We start from the raw sequence: 16,950 nt of genomic DNA, 5'->3' as shown, positions 1-16,950 counted from the left end.
CTGGGTTTGAGCACACCTTGTACATCAAACCCGCGGAGGATAAAGCGAACTGGTGCGGGCACAGGATTGACGCTTTTTGCAGCGGCGAGACACTTTGCAAAGACACCACACGGGAACCGAGCAAGATCACGCCGAACAACAGGAATGACCGGCTGCCCAGCCTGTTCGATAGCGCACACTCCTACACGGTCCCGCATACGGAGCGACGGAAGGCAGGCTATGTCGATCAGCACCATCAGCGGCGGTGCCGGACCCAACGGCTGATCGGGATGACCGGTTAGCCGATTTGGTGAGCAATCCTGGTCTTGAAGGACTTTAGTCACTACCCCCGAGGGGTATCTCGCCATACACTTCCGACCATGACGCAGTCATCAGGGTACGACGAACCGCGCACGGCAACAGAGCAGTCCAGCTGCGCGCATCAACCCGATACGCCGAGTCCACTAGCCCACGCTTGGGTGATCGTAGGCACCACCGCCGGTGTCGTTCTTGTCGTAGCCCTGCTGTTTTTTGCCGGGTTCTTCTTGGCCCGCGCCACGAATGGCCCGAGCGCCAGGCACCAGACATCCGGCCCCGGCGGTGCGAGCAGCAGCTGCCCGATGATGGGATCCAGCGCAGGTATGGGACCCGGGGAGTCGAACGAGCCCCGGCGAACGACGATGCCGCCACCGGCATCAGAACCGCACCATCCCTGAGCCGCCAGAAGACTGGGCGCTCAGATTACTTGGTCTCAGTAGTTCTCTTCACCTGAAACCGAGGCAGATCACCAATCAACGATGAACCAGAAAGGAACCATAACAATGACACACAAGCGAAGTCATCGAGTCGCGTTAACAGTCGCGAGTGTAGGTGCCACAGCAGGACTGATGGCCATAGCTCTTCCGCTAGTTCCGCAGGTAAGCGCCAATCTCGATAACGCCGCGATGTCCGAGATGGGCATGAGGCCGGAAATGCCCGTGCCGCATGTGATGCGCTATGGTGCGATCGCCTATGCCCCGAGCGGCGCTTGGGGTACAGCGCAGGGTTACCCCACTAAGGCGCAAGCGCAACAGGTCGCAGTGGACCGCTGCAACGACGCGGACTGCCGTGTCGTCATCAGCTTCAATTTGTGCGGCGCCGTCGCTTCCGACGGCGTGAATTACCGGGGTGGAACAGGCTTGTCCCGTTCAGCGGCGGAATCCGACGCCTTGAACAGGCTTGGCGGTGGGACAATCGTGAGCTGGGTATGCAACTGAGTGCACTGCGGACCGAGCACGAAAGTCCTGTGGCCTAAACCATCGTTCACGCGGCCACGCGTGGGCCACCAGCATGTGGACTGCTATGCCATACAGGTATATGGTATGGCAGACGATGTGTCGTTGGGCGGTACTGCGCATAGCAGCGGAAATCCGCCGCTCTGCCACGATGGGCCAGGGTGGCGGCGCGCATTTGTCTTATCTATTTCAGCGCCCAAGGATGCGGTAGGCCGCGATGGCCGTCCATGGCAGACGCCTGCAGCACTTCATCGCCTTAATGGCCTCCGTGGGTGTCGCAATCGGTGCAGCCGCCCCGGTTGCTGCCGACCCGGACAACCCCTTCAGCGGACTCAGTTGCTCGTGTCCTTCCCAGGGGCCCGGGCATCGGCTTGACGTTCCCGAGATCAGTGAGGGCATTAAGGAAGGGCTTGCCGGCCCGCGCGCACCGCAGCCAGAATCCAAACGCCGGTTCAGCGGGCGGTCGACGCCGAGCGGCCAAAGCTGAACATCTGAGGCCGCCAGGCGAAGCCGCCGTGCAAAACGGTCGCTTCGATAGCGGAATACCGTTGACCGACGGCCAGCTTTGCTGCCGTCTTTCGTCCGCAGGTATCGTTAGAACTCGCCTTTCATTGTGGCCCAGAACTATTCCTGCTGGGCGTTGTCCCAACACCGTGGTGCGGCCAACCGAGCGGGCTAGGTTGTGCTCAGAGGCGAACCGCGCGAGCTGTGCTGAGGTGTACCTGGCAGCCGTGATCCGCGTGCAACATGACCTGCTCAGCGAGCTCGCCGCGCATCGCCATGGCCATCTCCGGAGCGGCCTGGACCAGATCGGTATGCAGGTAATCGTCGATGGCCCAGCCGATTACCCGACGTGAGCAGCCGTGCTCACCGTCATCGCGTAGATCGACCAGGATGCGGGTGGCACCGTACACGGCGTCGGACTCCGCGTGGAACTTCGCGACCTTGGCATCCAACTCGGCGCGCCGCTGCTGTGTCGGGGTCGGCCCGCGCTCGCGGGATTTGCGCCACTTGTAGTACCCCGAGCACGACACCTCCAGCAGCTCGCACATCCGCTTAACCAGTGTAGGTGGCCTTCTCCGCCTCGATCACCCGATAGGCTTCTACCGTGGTGTTCGGAGACGAAGAGGCCTCCAAGTCGCCGGTCAGAAACTTAGCGACGTCCGCATGTGGGACAACGGAACTGCCGCCGCATGGCCGCGACCTCGCTGCGGTTTCTCGCTGACACCTCAACCACCTCATCGTGGATCCGGTCGGCGCTCGCCAACGCCTTCGGTGAACTGATGCGCATCGAGAAACGCTCACTGCCTGATCAGGGTTGGATCGACCACCCTGGTGCAGCGTGTCCAGGACCCCACCGCCTGATCAGTCGGGTCATCGATGACCGCGGGTTGGCTCGGCGGGGCTGCAAGGAGCAAATCGTGTGCGCGGCAGTAGTCGTCGTTGTAGATGGTGTCGAAATAGCGCAGCGGACCATCGGGAAAGATGGCGGCAATCATTGTGCCGGGACGGTGGGTGCGAGCGGCCCAGCCGGCGACCAATGCCACAGCCCCGACACTCCATCCCCCGCTGGTGTAGTAGGTTCTTGCCAGCGTGCGGCATGCCCACACCGCTTCTGCGGGGGCCACCCAGTGAGCCTCGGCGAACGCCGGGTAGTCGACGTTGCGGGGATAGATACTCGATCCCAAACCCCGCATCAACCGCTTGGCGGCGGCCGGTTGCCCGAAGATTGTCGAGCCGATGGTGTCCACACCGATCAACTCCAGCTCGGGGTTGGCATTGCGCAGCACGCGGGCAACGCCTGCCGAGTGGCCTCCGGTACCTACCGAGCACACGAGGACATCGACGCTACCAAGTTGATTCAGCAGTTCCAGCGCCAGCGACTGGTAGCTGTCTACGTTGTCAGGGTTGTTGTATTGGTCGGGATTCCAGGCGTGCGGATCTGCGTCCAAGAGCTGGGCCACCCGCGCGTTACGGGCCTGCTGCCACCCCCCGCGAGGATGCGGTTCGGTGACGATGTCGATGCGCACCCCGTAAGCGGCCAACATCTGCTGCACGATCGGTTCCATGCCGGGATCGGTAACCAAAGTCACCGGATGTCCGTATACTTGGCCGGCCAACGCCAGACCCAATCCGAGTGTGCCACTGGTAGATTCGACAATTTGTGCGCCCGGGTGCAGTTCGCCGCGAGCCCGAGCGCATTCGACCATATGCAAAGCGGGGCGATCTTTCATCCCGCCGGGATTGGCGCCTTCTAGCTTGGCCCAAAAGCCGCGGTCATCGGTGCCGAAGACGTCAGAAATCCACAGCACCGGCGTATTGCCCACCAGGTTGGCGGGTTCGCGATGTTTACCAGCGGCGCCGGCGTGAGCAGCCGAAATGAGATGCCGTCCGGTCCGCGACGTCGTCGCGCCACAGCAAAGGTGCGGTTCTGCAGGGCCGCTGGACGGCTCGAAGGACTCATTGATTGCTGTGCACAAGGGAATGTTCATGGATCGTCGCTTTCGCAGGTGCGCCGCAAAGAGGCGGCATTGACGTCGGTCAGCGATCACCGGTCGCCGTGCGCATGGCGCCACGACCTGACGCTGAGCGGTCAGCGACGAGTTAAGCAGAACAGTGTCAGGAGATCTCGACCGGCGAGGGCTCGCGGCACCACGTGCGGCGGACCCCGTCCGGACGACGCAACGCGGCGGGACAGCGCGGAGAGAGTCGTGACCACCGCTGCCGCCACGCCGAGTTCCACCAGGGTGGTGGCGATTCGCGGCAACACCGCTGACGCCGCCACGTCATGACAGGCGGTCAACGATCCGTTGAAAAGGTGGGGATGATCGACGTTGATAGCGAATTCCGCGCCCACCGAAGACAGAAACGCATGGGAGTGGTGACGGGGATGGCTCTCTGGATGCAGCAGTGCGGAGTGCCCCACCAGCAGAAGCAAGAACATGGCTGTAATCGCGGCGGTAATCGATCGCCATCTCGGTCGCCTCAGTGCGTCGCCTGTTGTCCGCCCTTCAGAGCGGGCTGCCGGTAGGAAGGTGCGTGGAAACGGCGTCGTCCGTTCTCGCACACACCTCATACCCCTAGAGGGTAGGCGTCCATTGCTACCTCAGCAACTGGGCGCGACTTTACTTCGCCGATTCAATCGCCGTTGATCACGGTTCGCTTGTCTTATCGCTCCTGTTGGCACATCAGACTCACGCAACCGCGGCTCTGGCGGGTGTCAGAGACGGGGTCTTCCGCTATACCAGGTTTGACCACCGAGGCACCATGGGGGGGCGTTCCAGGAACCGGGTGTCGGGGACAATCCCGGATACACCGCGCTCTCCTGCACCTGCCAACGGGAGTCCCCCCAACATGCTGCTCGGGACGCCAGCGTTAGCGGCCGGAGCGGCACCGAGGTTGGTGCCCGTCAGCGCAGCGGCCGCCTTGGCCGGCAGGGTGGCCGTCCAACTCTGCGGCACCGATAACGACCCGACCAATCCCGCCCGCCCCGCACCCGCAGACACCGCCGTGCCGGCGCCGCTAAAGCTTGCCAAACCGGCCAAGCCTGATCCGAGTGGCCCAGTAGCCAACCCTTCGGCAACTGCTGGTGCGAGCGCGCTGGTGGCCGCCGGGATCAGGCCCTTGAGCTTCTCCCCGGTTGACAGGCCGGCGCTGGCGATCCACGCGGTTGAACTGATCGTTGACAGTTCCGGGTTTATCGCACTCAGGACCGAGGGAAGCGAACTCGATGACAGGGGTGAAGCCAGTCCCTGCAACACGGTGGGCAAGGACGACGTCAGCTGTGTGAGGGCGGCCTGTGTGTCGGTTGCCACGGAACCGCCCACCGCCTGGGCGACAGCCGCACCCTGCGCAGCCAATCCGCTCGGATTGATGACCTGCTGCGGCGGGGCGAAAGGCGTCAAAGTCGACGCGGCCGCTGACGAGCCGGCATACCCATACATAGCCATAGCATCTTGAGCCCACATTTCCGCGTACTGGGCCTCGGTGGCCGCGATCGCCGGCGTGTTCTGCCCGAAGACGTTTGTCGCAATCAGGGTGATCAACAAGCTGCGATTGGCCGCAACCACCGGCGGCGGCACGGTCGCCGCAAACGCCGCTGCATACGCGGCGGCTGCGGCACGTGCCTGGTCGGCCGCCTGCTCTGCCGCGGTGGCGGTCATGCTCATCCACGTCACATAAGGCGCGGCTGCCGACGCCATCCAGGTCGCCGCCGGACCGTACCAGGACAGGGCAGTCAATTGCGCTATAACTGCCGCGTAAGATGTTGCCGCTGAACTCATTTCGACGGCCAGCTCATCCCAGCCAGTCGCGGCGGCCAACATCGGCCCCGAGCCGGGGCCCGAATACATCCTGACCGAATTGACTTCCGGTGGGAGTGCCCCGAAATCCATTCGCATATCCCTTCAGCTATTAGCCAACGTCAGCCGGTCGCGGCCGCGTTGGCTGCTTCGGTGGCGGCATAGGACCCAGCACTAGTCGCCAGGGCGGCGACGAAGTGGTCGTGAATCGCTGTGGCCTGGGCAGCCACTGCTTGGTACAACTGCGCGTGCGCGGCGAACTGGGCCGCCGTCAACACCGAAACTTCGTCAGCGGCCGCCGGAAGCACTGCGGTCGTCGGGACCGCGACCGCCGCTGTTCCGGCTTCGATCACCGCGCCGATGGTCTGCAAATCGCCGGCCGCCGACGCCAGTGCTTCCGGGTGTGTTGTCACAAACGACATGTGTGGTCTCCTTTGAACAGTTGGGCTCCGCGGCCGACATGCATTCGCTTCCCAAGTGCGCGGACGGACCTGAGCAGGTACGGGTCTTCGGACGAGCAGCAGTTATCCGCACGCTCATCTGAGCGTGACCGGCGCGCCCGCAACCGCCGTCCTGGTGCGTGAAAGTGTGAATCACCGGGGCCGCCGGCGATCGTTCCCCGCCGGTCGGGCACCGGGAAGAGGCCGGCGGTCAGGGACGTCGGGGACCGGCGTGGGTCAGGCCCGGATGTGGCTCGGCGAAGTCGGACTCGGCCTCGACGGACGACATCGCAACGCCCTCCGCCGCGTGGCCGCGAGCAACCAGGTAGCTCAGACGCAGTTATACGTGAGGATAAGTCATCGAACAGCGGATAACTCACATCAATCGGCTTAAATCAGGGCGCGACTACCGCGCAGAAATGGACATGAGCAGCTGTCACCAGCCGTGGTGAACAAACACCAGGGCCTGACGCTGCCCAGTCAGCGACGAGCCAGGCAGAACCGATTCAGAAGGTCTTGACCGGAGAGGATAGAAACACGTGCGTGCGGAGGGCTGCGCCCGGCCGGTGCCACAGGCCGCGTCAGCCGCCCCCCAGCCGCCAGCGCCGCCAGGCCCACGCCCAGGACGACCAGCGCGGTCACTGACACCTCGGGTATCGCTGCAATTGCCAACACCCTGGACGCCTTGCAGGTCGGTCGCTCCTGCGCAAGCTGCGACTGATCAGCGCTGGCATGAACTGCTATAGGAAGCGAGGCCACCGATGGGTGCTGCGGCGGTGACGACGGTGAAGCAGTGGCGCGCACCGGTACGCAGTGGCCAACGATCGCCAATGCCGCGACTGCGGCGGCCACGACGACAGCGAAACGCAATCGTGGCGGTCCGCCCGCTCCGACACGCCGGCCATCCGGCGACAATCGGGTGCTCCTCATACCCTCCGAGGGTACACCATGGAGTGGCTAGCTTACGACAAGTTCAGCCAAAATTCGGGCGGAGATACGCGCCGTTCAGCACGCCTGACCTGTTGCGCGGCCGACAACACCGCGCGGTCACGCTCAGGGGTCGGTGGCCTGTCGGCGCCGATGTCCCCGGACGCAGCGCGCCATGCGCCGCAGGATGTTCGACGGCCTTTTCGTGACCTTGCCGCCCCTTGCCAGAGGCCCCACCCGCCTGTACCCTCAGGGGGTATGGGGTACTTGTCGGCGCGGACGGATGGTGCGTTCCTGCATGGCCGCCAGCCGTCAGCAATGCACAGGGCGCGCTGCTACCCTCAAATTATTGTGAGCGGAACACAGGCACGCCAAAGGCCGTGGTCGCAACTGACCGTGGCACTAGCTGCTGCGGTGACCGCGGTCGGGGTGTGGGTCCTTGTTCTCGGACACGCCGAGGTGCGGCATGAGCCTGCCGTATCCCATCCAGCGCATGCTTTGGTGAGTTCGCTGGGTGGCGAGTTCACGGTCAACAGCAACCACGCGCACATAGAAAACCCTTCGGTTGCCCATCACGAATCATTCATGACCGCCGTGCTGCCCAACGCGCCCGTCACCACGGTGGCGGCGTTGAGCGTGCTGGTGGCGTCCGTGTCCGCAGTCGAGTTGTTGCGGCGGCACGTGATATCAGGCGGGCGGGGTCCGCCGCGAGGGCTCGCCGCTGCCTTGACCGGTCAGGAACTCTTGACGCGGTTGTGCTCTTCTCGTCGCTGACTGGGTAGCGCCAGGCCCGTCTGTGCATTGTCACGACGGCCGGTGGCCGCTCCCTCTGTAAACGGCTGCGCCCGCAGCCTCACGCTAGAAAGCGACGATCGCATGAACAACAACCCTGCTCGTTCTTCGAACTCTCTGGAATCTCGTTTGTCGTGCAGTCCCCGGTCACTGGCGTTGGTGAACCGGCCACTCAACCCCGCACAGTGCCCGCCCGTGGCGGGGAGCCACCGTCAACCGGCCGGACTGGTGGGCAACACCCCGGTATTGCGGATCTCGGAGCCGCTGACTGCCGCCGACCGCGGCTTTTGGGCCAAACTGGAGGGCTTTAATCCCGGCGGCAGTATGAAAGACCGGCCCGCAGTGCACATGGTTGAGCGCGCCCGTGCCCGTGGCGAATTGCGCCCAGGCGCCCGCATCGTGGAATCCACCAGCGGATCGCTAGGCTTGGGGCTCGCACTGGCCGGCATGGTGTATCGGCACCCGGTCACGGTGGTCACCGACCCGGGCATGGAACCGATCGTGCAGAACCTGTTGCGCGCCTACGGCGCCGAGGTTGACCTGGTCACCGAGCCCCACCCGGTCGGCGGATGGCAACAGGCCCGCAAAGACCGCATCGCGCAGCTGCTCGCCGCGGACCCTGAGGCGTGGTGCCCCAACCAGTACAACAACCCCGAAAACGTCGACGCCTACCGGCCGCTGGCCCTTGAGCTGCTCGACCAGCTCGGTCGCATTGATGTGCTGGTGTGCTCGGTCGGTACCGGTGGGCATTCCGCTGGTGTGGCACGGGTGCTGCGCCAGGCAAATCCCGAACTGCAAGTTATCGGGGTGGACACTATAGGCTCGACGATCTTCGGCCAACCCGCTGCCACCCGATTGATGAGGGGCCTGGGATCGAGCATCTACCCCCGCAACGTCGACTACGCGGCGTTTGACGAGGTGCACTGGGTGGCACCCGCCGAGGCCGTATGGGCGGCGCGCGCCCTCGCGGCCACCCACCACGCCAGCGGAGGCTGGAGCGTGGGGGCCGTCGGTTTGGTCGCCGGTTGGGCCGCACGCACCATGTCCGCCGATACCACCATCGCCGCGGTCTTCCCCGACGGTCCGCAACGCTATTTCGACACCATCTACAACGACGACTACTGCCGCGAGCACGGCCTCCTCGAGCAACTACCGCCCGAGGAGCCGGCTGTCATCGACCGCCCCGATCAGCAGGTCGTGCAGTCATGGACCCGGTGCGCCACCGTGGTGGATCCCACCGGAGCGATGAAGTAATGGAATTGCTGGCGCAATTTCGCAGCTTCGACCGGCCCAGCCGGATGCTGATGATTAATCAGTTCGGCATCAACCTGGGTTTCTACATGTTGATGCCGTACCTGGCGGCCTACCTCGCCGGCCCACTCGGGCTGGCGGGGTGGGCTGTCGGGCTGGTGTTGGGTGTCCGCAACTTTTCCCAACAAGGCATGTTCATAGTAGGCGGCACGCTGGCAGACCGGATCGGCTATAAGCCGTTGATCGTGGCCGGCTGTCTGCTCCGCACGGGCGGCTTCGCGTTGCTGATCTTTGCTCACTCGTTGCCGGTCGTATTGATCGCCTCGGCTGCCACTGGCTTTGCCGGAGCGTTGTTCAACCCCGCGGTGCGCGCCTACCTGGCCGCCGATTCACATGAGCGCCGCGTGGAGGCGTTCGCGGTGTTCAACATCTTCTACCAGGCTGGGATCCTACTGGGCCCACTGGTCGGAGTTCTGTTGGTAGCCATCGATTTCCGCGTCACCGCGGCAGGCGCGGCCGCCATCTTCGCGGTACTGACAGTGGCACAGTTGCTGGCGCTGCCGCAGCACAGCGCCGATCCGGCACCGGAAAAAACATCGATCCTCGATGACTGGCGAGTCGTCGTCGGCAACCGGTCCTTCCTGCTGTTCGCCGTGGCGATGATCGGCTCCTACGTGTTGTCCTTCCAGGTCTATCTCGCCCTGCCGCTACAGGCAGCGCTTTTGACTAAGCGCTACCAAACACCTTTAGTGGCAGCGATTTTCGTCGTTTCAGGCTTAGTGGCGGTAGCCGGACAGCTGCGCATCACCCGCTGGTTCGCCGCACGGTGGGGCCCGGGGCGCAGCCTGGCCATCGGGCTGGCCACCCTGGCGGCCTCGTTCTTACCGCTGGTACTTATCCCCGACAATTCTCGGCTCGGGATCTTTGCGGCTGTCACCGCGCTGCTGCTGACAGCCGCTATGCTCGCCGTCGGCTCGGCGGCGGTCTTCCCGTTCGAGATGGACACCGTCATGGCACTCGCCGGAGGCCGGCTCGTGGCGACTCATTACGGGTTCTACAACACCATCGTCGGGGTGGGAATCCTTGCCGGCAACTTGGCTACCGGTTGGGCAATGGGTGCAGCGCGGCAGGCAGGAGCCGATGAACTGGTTTGGGCCGGGCTCTTCGCCATCGGTGTCTTCGCGGCTCTGGCTTTGCGCATCCTCGACCGCAACCATCACTTACAGCCCCGAGCAGCCGAACCATCCGCGACCAGCCTTGCCGGTGCTCGGCAATCGCCCGACCTCCAGCGGGAACAATCGTGAACGCGACGCTGGTCGGTTCATCCCGGGGATCAGGTAACCAGCGCTTCAGCAGACATCGCAATGAACACATCATGACGCCCCGCCCATCGCTGGGGAAATCGGCAATGTCAGACGAATCACCCCGCGGCAGCAGACCCGCCACACAGGGGAAGTCAACGAAGGCATGGTGATGCGAGCAGCGCGGAATGATGTCCTACTCAACCGGCGTACGTTCGTCACCGCGTCGATTGCCGGCACGGCCGGGCTGGCCCTCGGGGCATGTGGGCGAAGCGATCCCGCACCGAACCTGCAACAGGCCATCACTGCGACCGAAAAGACCCGTCCGCACACCGGACGGATCGTCACGACCACGTTGACCGCTCAACCGGCGACCATCGACCTGGGCGGTCCGATCGCGGCCACACTGGCCTACGGCGACGCCCTGCCGGGCCCGCTGATCCGCGCCAATGTCGGTGACGAACTGGCCGTCACGGTCAGGAACCGGCTCAGCGACGCCACCTCGGTGCACTGGCACGGCATCGCCCTGCGCAACGACATGGACGGTGTCTTCCCGGGCACCCCCAATATCGGCGCCAACAGCGACTTCACCTACCGGTTCTCGTCGCCGCACCCCGGCACCTACTGGGCCCACCCCCACGTCGGAATGCAGACCGACTACGGGCTCTACCTGCCGGTAATCATCGACGACCCCGCGGACCCCGGGCGCTACGACGCCGAATGGATTGTCGTGCTCGACGACTGGACCGACGGCATCGGGAGAAACCCTCAACAGATATTTGATGAGCTCAAAGGCTCTCGGATGCCGGCTCAGGGGCCGAGTCAGCAGGAGATGCCCGGAATGTCCGCGGTGGGTAGCGCTCCGTTGCTGGGCGGCGATTCCGGTGACATCAACTACCCGTACTACCTGGTCAACGGGCGGATTGCGGCCGCGCCGACCACCTTTAATTCCAAACCGGGCCAGCGCATTCGCATCCGAATCATCAACGCCGGTGCCGACACCGCCTTCCGCGTGGCCTTGGCAGGCCACGTCATGACGGTCACCCACACTGATGGTTTCCCGGTCGTGCCGACCGATACCGACGCTTTGCTGGTCGGCATGGCCGAACGCTATGACGTCACCGTCACCGCCAGGGACGGGGTCTTCCCGCTGGTCGCGGTGCCTGAAGGTAAACCGGCGACACCGGGGCGCGCACTGCTGAAGACCGCCGGCGGCAACCCACCAGATGTCAACTTCCGCCCGCCCGAGCTCAACGGCCGAGTCGGCACTGTCGACACGTTCACCGCCCCGCCGTCCGCCAGCTTGGGGTCAGTGCAATCGGATGTGAGCCTGGCCCTGGAACTCACCGGCTCCATGGCGAAGTATGACTGGGCGATCAACGGTAAGCCTTACCCGGACAGTCCGCCGGTGACCGTCAAACAGAACCAGCGAGCTACCCTGGCCTTCACCAACTCGACGATGATGTACCACCCCATGCACCTGCACGGTCACACGTTCCAGGTGATCAAACCCAACGGCCAGCTGGGCGCCCGCAAAGACACCGTCATCGTGTTGCCCAACCAGAAACTGAATGCTGTGCTGATCGCCGATAACCCAGGCAACTGGATGATCCACTGTCATCACGGCTACCACCTGGAAGCAGGCATGATGACCGTTCTCAACTACACCGCGTACTCGACCTGACACAGCTGATTGTGCAGATGACGTCGCAAGCGCCTTCCAAGACAGTTAATCGCCGGTGTACAAAATCTGAATATCAGGCGTTCTAGGCATACCGTTGTTCACAAATACTCTCACGCGATTGGCACGTCGAAATACAGTTGCTCTCTCACACCACCATGATAATCTACTTGGGACGACGCCAGCATGATAGGCTCCCGTAAAGTACGCCTATTACTTAATGTAAGTTTTGCAACTCAATGATGCGCCCATCCGGTAGTCCGCGAGATGCGTACGTGGTCAGAAGTCCGACTAATGGCAAGTGCGGTAGCATGAAAAACAAGAGAACGGAACCCGCATGAAAATGAAGGCCTCCGCCGCAGCTATTGCGCTGCTATTCGGAGCAGGGCTTGGCGCGGCTGCACCGCAGGCCAATTCGGAACCTCCATCAATGGACGGTGTCTATCTTTACGCCGACGAAGATGGCGGCACGGGGACGTGGACCGTCAGTACGACTTGCAACCCAGCCTGCATCGCGCACGTGACAACTGCTCTGGGACGGAGTTTTGACGCCCCATTTGTAGACGGCCGATATGTCAATTCGCGGACCATCCCAGATGGTCTTGAGTGTCCGTTGTACCAAATGGCTGACAGCTTATGGGATGGCGGATCCCATCCGGTAAGCGTAGTACAGTGGTGGGACCCTGTGACGCTCAAGGGGGAAGTGCACTTTACGCCCTCCGGCAAAGTGGATTTCCCACATAGCCCACCGAACTGCTACATCGTTGAACACCACCAATTATTTACGCTAACCAAAGTCGGCTAGTCCAGACGAGTTCCCGGGCGTCCGACAAAAATGCTCCATGGCTATGTCGAATTCGCCCGCTACATGACGGATATGACTAGCACAAATGGGGAACCTTGCACCGCTTACGTCCTGACACAGCTGGCTGCGAGGCATGCCCAGCATGCGATTGTTCACAACGTGCGCTCGCGCACCACTCTCGCAACGTCCATGCGTCCGATCACACGGAACGCCGGGATCAGGGTCAAAAGTGAGCCAACCAAAACTCCAGCGGCGACAAGAAGCGCAGTCGTGGTCTGCATCATCAGGTGCCATCGATAGCCCTGCGTCACATAGTTAGACAGGAACCACTCGGCGAGCCGCGCCCCGGCAATCAGACCGACCGGCAGACCTATCACAACCAGCGTCATGTTCTCCGCCGCCACCAGTCGGCCGAGTAGTCGGGCATCCATTCCGGCGGCCTGCAAAGTACTCAGCTCACCGGTGCGTTCACTGACGTTGGCCGACATCGCGTTATAGAGCAGCGCCGCAGCCATCACAGCAGCGGATAACAAGGTCAGTGCAACCAGCACGTTATACAGCGAGAATGACGTGCGGATGGTGGCGGAGACCGAGTCGGTGGGCACGTAGGCGACTACGCCAGATAACCTCATCACATCGTGGCCCTTCACGTCCTGGTTGATGCCGGGGGCCAGCTTGAGCAATACGCCCGACGGTGCGAGAGCAGGCACTTGCTCGGATGCGACATATACGACAGGGCTCATCGGCTCATCGACGAAGCCGGCGACTGGCTGCTCAAGTCGGATTCCATTCTGGGCGTTGGCTATTGCGATCCGGTCGCCCACGGCGACGCCGAGGAGCGCCGCCAAACCCTTGCCCAGCAACACACCGTCGGGGGGAAGGATGCGGCTAGATCGGCCCGATGTGAAGCGGTGCATCTGGGTTGCCCGCGGTAAGGCGATCAGCAGGGTGTCGTAACGGTTGTTGCGGCCCTGCACCGTCACATCCAGCCGGGTGAATGCTTCCGCGGCTGCAACTTGGGGGTCGGCTCGTAAAGAACCGGCGACGGCATCGGCAGCGCCGACGGCCGTGGTGACTTGCGCGTCTTGAAGTTCGACCTCTCCGTACTGTCGGTCAATCACGCCATTGACGGTGTCGCGCATCCCGGCGAACACCATCACCAGGCATACCGAACTGACCACCCCGGCCACGGTGAGGATGGTTCTGCGACGGTTGCGGGTGATGCCGCGCAACGTCATTAGCCAGCGTGTAGGTATACGCCGCAGCGGCGGCAGCAGCCGTTCCGCGACGCTTACGCCGCCGCGTACGCTGGGCGGCGAGATTCTCATCGCTTCCGCCGGGCTCATTCGCGAGGCGGCGCGCGCCGGGGCCCACGCCGCCAGTGCGGATGCTGCAGCGCTGGCCACGGCTCCGATGATCAGACTACTGGGATACAGCAACGTAGCCCGTAGCGGCAATCCCAGCGCGCGGGCGTATTGGCCGGTGTACCAGCCGCCGAGAACGTACCCGCCGATCAGCCCTGCCGTGGCCCCCACCAGACCGACGGCCACACCATACGTCAGATAGTGGCTAAGTATCGTTCGGCCGGACAGTCCGTTGGCTGACAGCGTACCGATGACCGCTCGTTGCGCGGCAACTAGTCGAGACAAGAGAACATGCGTCCCGACCACCGCTGCCACCAGAAACACCCACGGCAGCAGTCGTGCGAAGTTGCGTACCGATCCCATCCCGTCGCGCAAGAAACTGTAGGACGGCAGCTCCTCGCGCGATGTGACCACCAGATCGTGTGAGCGCGCCAATTCCGTTGCAGCGGTGACCAACGCCGATGCTTGATCGCGATCGTGTGCATAAGCCAACAGTTGATCTGCCGGCTGAGCCGCGAACTGCGCCATATCGGGTGCCGGCACGAACACCACGCCGAAATACTCCGGTGTGGTCACGGTTTCCGCCAGCGAGCGGGCCGGCCACAACTATTCTGTGGACACCGCAGACCCCGAAACGGACACGGGGCGCCAGCCGGCCGTTCCGAGTAGTTCGATGGTGCTCCCCGGGTGCAGGCCGTAATGCCCGGAGAGGTGCTCGTCCACTAGCACCGACGCACGGGGCGGCAGGCCGCCGGATCGCAGTGCCAACTTCGACACCGTGGGTTGAGTCGCAGCGGGCACGCCGACCGCGCGGCCGAACAGCGTGCGGCCATTGATGCGGATACTTACGTCGGCCTGCTGGCGAAGCCCGATACTGGGATGACCGGGAAGTTTTTGGGCAGCTTCCTCGAGCCCGAACACACCGGGCCCGCTGACCACAACATCCGGCAGCAGTTGCGTCGCATACACCCGGTCAAATGACTGCGCCAAATTGGCGTAGGCATCTGTTGCCCCTACGAAGACCGCCACACCAATGGCCATCACGATCGCCGCGGCCAGGAACTGCGAGCGTTGCCGCCATAGATCCCGACGCACCTTGCGCAGCAGGATACGGTTCACCAGTCGAGGTCCTGCGCCGGCACCGGGGCAACGATTTGCTCCTGACGGGCAATCTTTCCGGAGCGTAACCACACCACCCGATCGGCAATCCTGGCGATCGCGGAATTGTGCGTCACCAAAAGGACGGTGTGACGGCCCGCCCGGGTCAACTCTCGGAGCACCGCCAGGACCTGCCTACCTGTGGTCAAGTCCAGGCTGCCGGTCGGTTCGTCACACAGCAACATCGGCGGCTCTTTGACGATGGCGCGGGCAATCGCCACGCGTTGCTGCTGACCACCGGACATCTGACCGGGAAATCGGTCGGCGAGATCAGCGAGGTCGACTTTCGCCAGCGCCTCGCGGCTGCGCTGAGCACAATCCGCGCCGCCGAGTTCGGCGATGATCTCGACATTCTCCAGCGCGGTCAGGGTCGCCACCAGATTGAAGAACTGGAACACAAATCCGACCTGGTCCCGTCGATAGGTTGTGCGATCCCTTGCGTTCAGCGTGGCAATGTTATTGCCGGACACCAGGATGCGTCCACCGGTGGGCGCTTCGATGCCGCCCACGAGATTGAGCAGCGTCGTTTTGCCCGAACCTGACGGACCCAGTATTACGACGAACTCACCAGGCCAGATCTCGAGGTTGACATCCTTGAGCGCTTCGACCGCTGTCGGTCCCGATCCATAGAGTCGGCTCACCGCCTCCAGCCGCAACGCTACAGTCCCCGGGACTACGGTAGCCTCAACCGCCGGGGGGACATCCGACGATGGCAAGTGTTCGCTCACAGCGCGCGGTCCTGACGCCCGCCCGAGGATTGCGTCACCCGTTTATGTCGGTTGTCGCGCACATGCCTCCCGACGGTGCAGATCGGGTGACCGGCATCGGGTTGCGTTCTGGGAACGGGCTGGCTGGGGCCGCCAAGGAGCCCGGCAACGTCGGTGGATCCCACTCGGATCAATGCACGTTTGATTTGTTCGCCGTACATATTGAGCGATTCGGTGGTCAGCATCTCCTGATGCGTAGAGTCGACTGAGTACACGGTGATATCGCCGGCAACGTAATGTCGCCAACTTTCCTCGAGATAAGAACTCCGATCGCACTTTCCCCGCACCGCAGAAAATATGGTCATGGCACCATCGAACACATCCGGTTCGTGATTTCGATACAACGCCGTACCGCTGGTGATGTTTTGAACGAACAAATCGAATAACTGTTTGTAACGAGGAGACGCTACGGCGCCTGGTTCGCGAACTAGTTCTTCTATTTGCTCGTAGGTAAGCGGTTCATCTTGTTCTGGAATACCTACACCGTAGAATCGCAAAACCTCTATCTGCTTCCTCCAGTCGCCAATATCCTGCGTCTTGTCGATAGTGGGATCAGCGTCGAGAAGGATAAGGCGGCCTATTACACATCCGCGGCGCTGCAGTTCGATGGCGAGTTCGTGGGCGATGACGCCTCCAAAAGACCAGCCGAGAAGATTGTAGGGTCCGGTAGGATAAACCTCTTCGATCCTGTCGGCATAGTTTTTCGCCATATCGCGAATTGACCGAGGTTCAGCCTCTTCGCCCTGCAGGATTTGTTGGATTCCAAGGATCGGACAGCCCAGGTAATTACCAAGAGCCCGATACGGCCAACTCACCCCACCCCCGGGGTGAATGCAGAACAGCGGAACGCCGGTACCCTCCTTCAGCGTCTGAATCGGAACGACTTCCTGCACAGAAATCGTATTTCTAC

16 protein-coding genes are annotated in these 16,950 nt (G+C 62.9%); 6 read left to right on the top strand and 10 right to left on the bottom strand.

Annotated features, from left to right (window positions below; all coding sequences use genetic code 11):
* Both ACX9NE_RS28605 and ACX9NE_RS28600 read left to right on the top strand, forming a co-directional pair.
* The coding region (locus ACX9NE_RS28605) for a hypothetical protein (protein WP_459365095.1) at nt 1-281 on the top strand (281 nt) is incomplete at its 5' end.
* A gap of 495 nt (nt 282-776) precedes the next feature.
* Nucleotides 777-1,235, top strand: coding sequence for a DUF4189 domain-containing protein (locus ACX9NE_RS28600; protein WP_459377750.1), 459 nt, complete (start codon nt 777-779; stop codon nt 1,233-1,235).
* 704 nt (nt 1,236-1,939) lie between these two features.
* Here ACX9NE_RS28600 and ACX9NE_RS28595 read toward each other — a convergent pair.
* The 6 genes from ACX9NE_RS28595 to lpqS (ACX9NE_RS28570) all read right to left on the bottom strand — a co-directional run bounded on the left by ACX9NE_RS28595 (nt 1,940) and on the right by lpqS (ACX9NE_RS28570) (nt 6,924).
* On the bottom strand, nt 1,940-2,305 hold the full coding sequence (locus ACX9NE_RS28595) for a hypothetical protein (protein WP_459365096.1): 366 nt from the start codon (nt 2,303-2,305) through the stop codon (nt 1,940-1,942).
* Nucleotides 2,306-2,554: 249 nt separating this feature from the next.
* Nucleotides 2,555-3,634, bottom strand: a complete 1,080-nt coding sequence (locus ACX9NE_RS28590) for a PLP-dependent cysteine synthase family protein (RefSeq protein WP_459365109.1) — start codon at nt 3,632-3,634, stop codon at nt 2,555-2,557.
* 212 nt (nt 3,635-3,846) lie between these two features.
* The gene (gene lpqS, locus ACX9NE_RS28585) at nt 3,847-4,329 is read right to left on the bottom strand and encodes a putative copper homeostasis (lipo)protein LpqS (RefSeq protein WP_459365097.1); all 483 of its coding nucleotides are present in this window, start codon (nt 4,327-4,329) and stop codon (nt 3,847-3,849) included.
* 163 nt (nt 4,330-4,492) lie between these two features.
* Nucleotides 4,493-5,647 (bottom strand): PPE family protein, encoded by a 1,155-nt coding sequence (locus tag ACX9NE_RS28580; RefSeq protein WP_459365098.1) that lies wholly within the window; start codon nt 5,645-5,647, stop codon nt 4,493-4,495.
* Between the two features lie 29 nt (nt 5,648-5,676).
* Nucleotides 5,677-5,976 (bottom strand): PE family protein, encoded by a 300-nt coding sequence (locus ACX9NE_RS28575; protein WP_459365099.1) that lies wholly within the window; start codon nt 5,974-5,976, stop codon nt 5,677-5,679.
* 498 nt (nt 5,977-6,474) lie between these two features.
* The gene (lpqS, locus tag ACX9NE_RS28570) at nt 6,475-6,924 is read right to left on the bottom strand and encodes a putative copper homeostasis (lipo)protein LpqS (RefSeq protein ID WP_459365100.1); all 450 of its coding nucleotides are present in this window, start codon (nt 6,922-6,924) and stop codon (nt 6,475-6,477) included.
* A 411-nt stretch (nt 6,925-7,335) separates the two neighbouring features.
* Between lpqS (ACX9NE_RS28570) and lpqS (ACX9NE_RS28565) the strand changes: the two genes are divergently transcribed.
* The 4 genes from lpqS (ACX9NE_RS28565) (at nt 7,336) to ACX9NE_RS28550 (ending at nt 11,949) form a co-directional block, all read left to right on the top strand.
* The gene (gene lpqS / locus ACX9NE_RS28565) at nt 7,336-7,695 is read left to right on the top strand and encodes a putative copper homeostasis (lipo)protein LpqS (RefSeq protein WP_459365101.1); all 360 of its coding nucleotides are present in this window, start codon (nt 7,336-7,338) and stop codon (nt 7,693-7,695) included.
* Nucleotides 7,696-7,908: 213 nt separating this feature from the next.
* Nucleotides 7,909-8,967 (top strand): PLP-dependent cysteine synthase family protein, encoded by a 1,059-nt coding sequence (locus ACX9NE_RS28560; protein WP_459365102.1) that lies wholly within the window; start codon nt 7,909-7,911, stop codon nt 8,965-8,967.
* A complete protein-coding gene (locus tag ACX9NE_RS28555) occupies nt 8,967-10,268 on the top strand; it encodes an MFS transporter (RefSeq protein WP_459365103.1) in 1,302 nt (433 codons plus the stop codon). Before ACX9NE_RS28560 ends, ACX9NE_RS28555 begins: the two co-directional genes overlap by 1 nt.
* Before the next feature lie 169 nt (nt 10,269-10,437).
* The gene (locus ACX9NE_RS28550) at nt 10,438-11,949 is read left to right on the top strand and encodes a multicopper oxidase family protein (protein ID WP_459365104.1); all 1,512 of its coding nucleotides are present in this window, start codon (nt 10,438-10,440) and stop codon (nt 11,947-11,949) included.
* A 954-nt stretch (nt 11,950-12,903) separates the two neighbouring features.
* On the opposite strand, the gene ACX9NE_RS28545 is transcribed toward ACX9NE_RS28550, so the two are convergent.
* The 4 genes from ACX9NE_RS28545 to ACX9NE_RS28530 all read right to left on the bottom strand — a co-directional run.
* Nucleotides 12,904-14,667, bottom strand: coding sequence for an ABC transporter permease (locus ACX9NE_RS28545; RefSeq protein ID WP_459370941.1), 1,764 nt, complete (start codon nt 14,665-14,667; stop codon nt 12,904-12,906).
* Nucleotides 14,668-14,721: 54 nt separating this feature from the next.
* On the bottom strand, nt 14,722-15,234 hold the full coding sequence (locus tag ACX9NE_RS28540) for a hypothetical protein (RefSeq protein ID WP_459365105.1): 513 nt from the start codon (nt 15,232-15,234) through the stop codon (nt 14,722-14,724).
* Nucleotides 15,231-15,914 carry an ABC transporter ATP-binding protein gene (locus ACX9NE_RS28535; RefSeq protein WP_459365106.1) on the bottom strand — a complete coding sequence of 228 codons (684 nt, stop codon included), beginning with the start codon at nt 15,912-15,914 and terminating at the stop codon, nt 15,231-15,233. The genes ACX9NE_RS28540 and ACX9NE_RS28535 overlap by 4 nt, the downstream gene beginning before the upstream one ends.
* A gap of 83 nt (nt 15,915-15,997) precedes the next feature.
* The coding region (locus tag ACX9NE_RS28530; protein ID WP_459365107.1) for a thioesterase domain-containing protein at nt 15,998-16,950 on the bottom strand (953 nt) is incomplete at its 5' end.

Source organism: Mycobacterium sp. ML4, from assembly GCF_054515735.1.
This window is presented reverse-complemented; position numbering and strand designations above follow the sequence as displayed.

Excerpts from the sequence above, each read along its gene's own strand:
- ACX9NE_RS28600 (WP_459377750.1), top strand. The coding sequence starts at position 777 with ATGAACCAGAAAGGAACCATAACAATGACACACAAGCGAAGTCATCGA.
- ACX9NE_RS28595 (WP_459365096.1), bottom strand. The coding sequence starts at position 2,305 with ATGTGCGAGCTGCTGGAGGTGTCGTGCTCGGGGTACTACAAGTGGCGC.
- lpqS (WP_459365097.1), bottom strand. The coding sequence starts at position 4,329 with ATGAGGTGTGTGCGAGAACGGACGACGCCGTTTCCACGCACCTTCCTA.
- ACX9NE_RS28580 (WP_459365098.1), bottom strand. The coding sequence starts at position 5,647 with ATGGATTTCGGGGCACTCCCACCGGAAGTCAATTCGGTCAGGATGTAT.
- ACX9NE_RS28575 (WP_459365099.1), bottom strand. The coding sequence starts at position 5,976 with ATGTCGTTTGTGACAACACACCCGGAAGCACTGGCGTCGGCGGCCGGC.
- lpqS (WP_459365100.1), bottom strand. The coding sequence starts at position 6,924 with ATGAGGAGCACCCGATTGTCGCCGGATGGCCGGCGTGTCGGAGCGGGC.
- ACX9NE_RS28555 (WP_459365103.1), top strand. The coding sequence starts at position 8,967 with ATGGAATTGCTGGCGCAATTTCGCAGCTTCGACCGGCCCAGCCGGATG.
- ACX9NE_RS28550 (WP_459365104.1), top strand. The coding sequence starts at position 10,438 with ATGCGAGCAGCGCGGAATGATGTCCTACTCAACCGGCGTACGTTCGTC.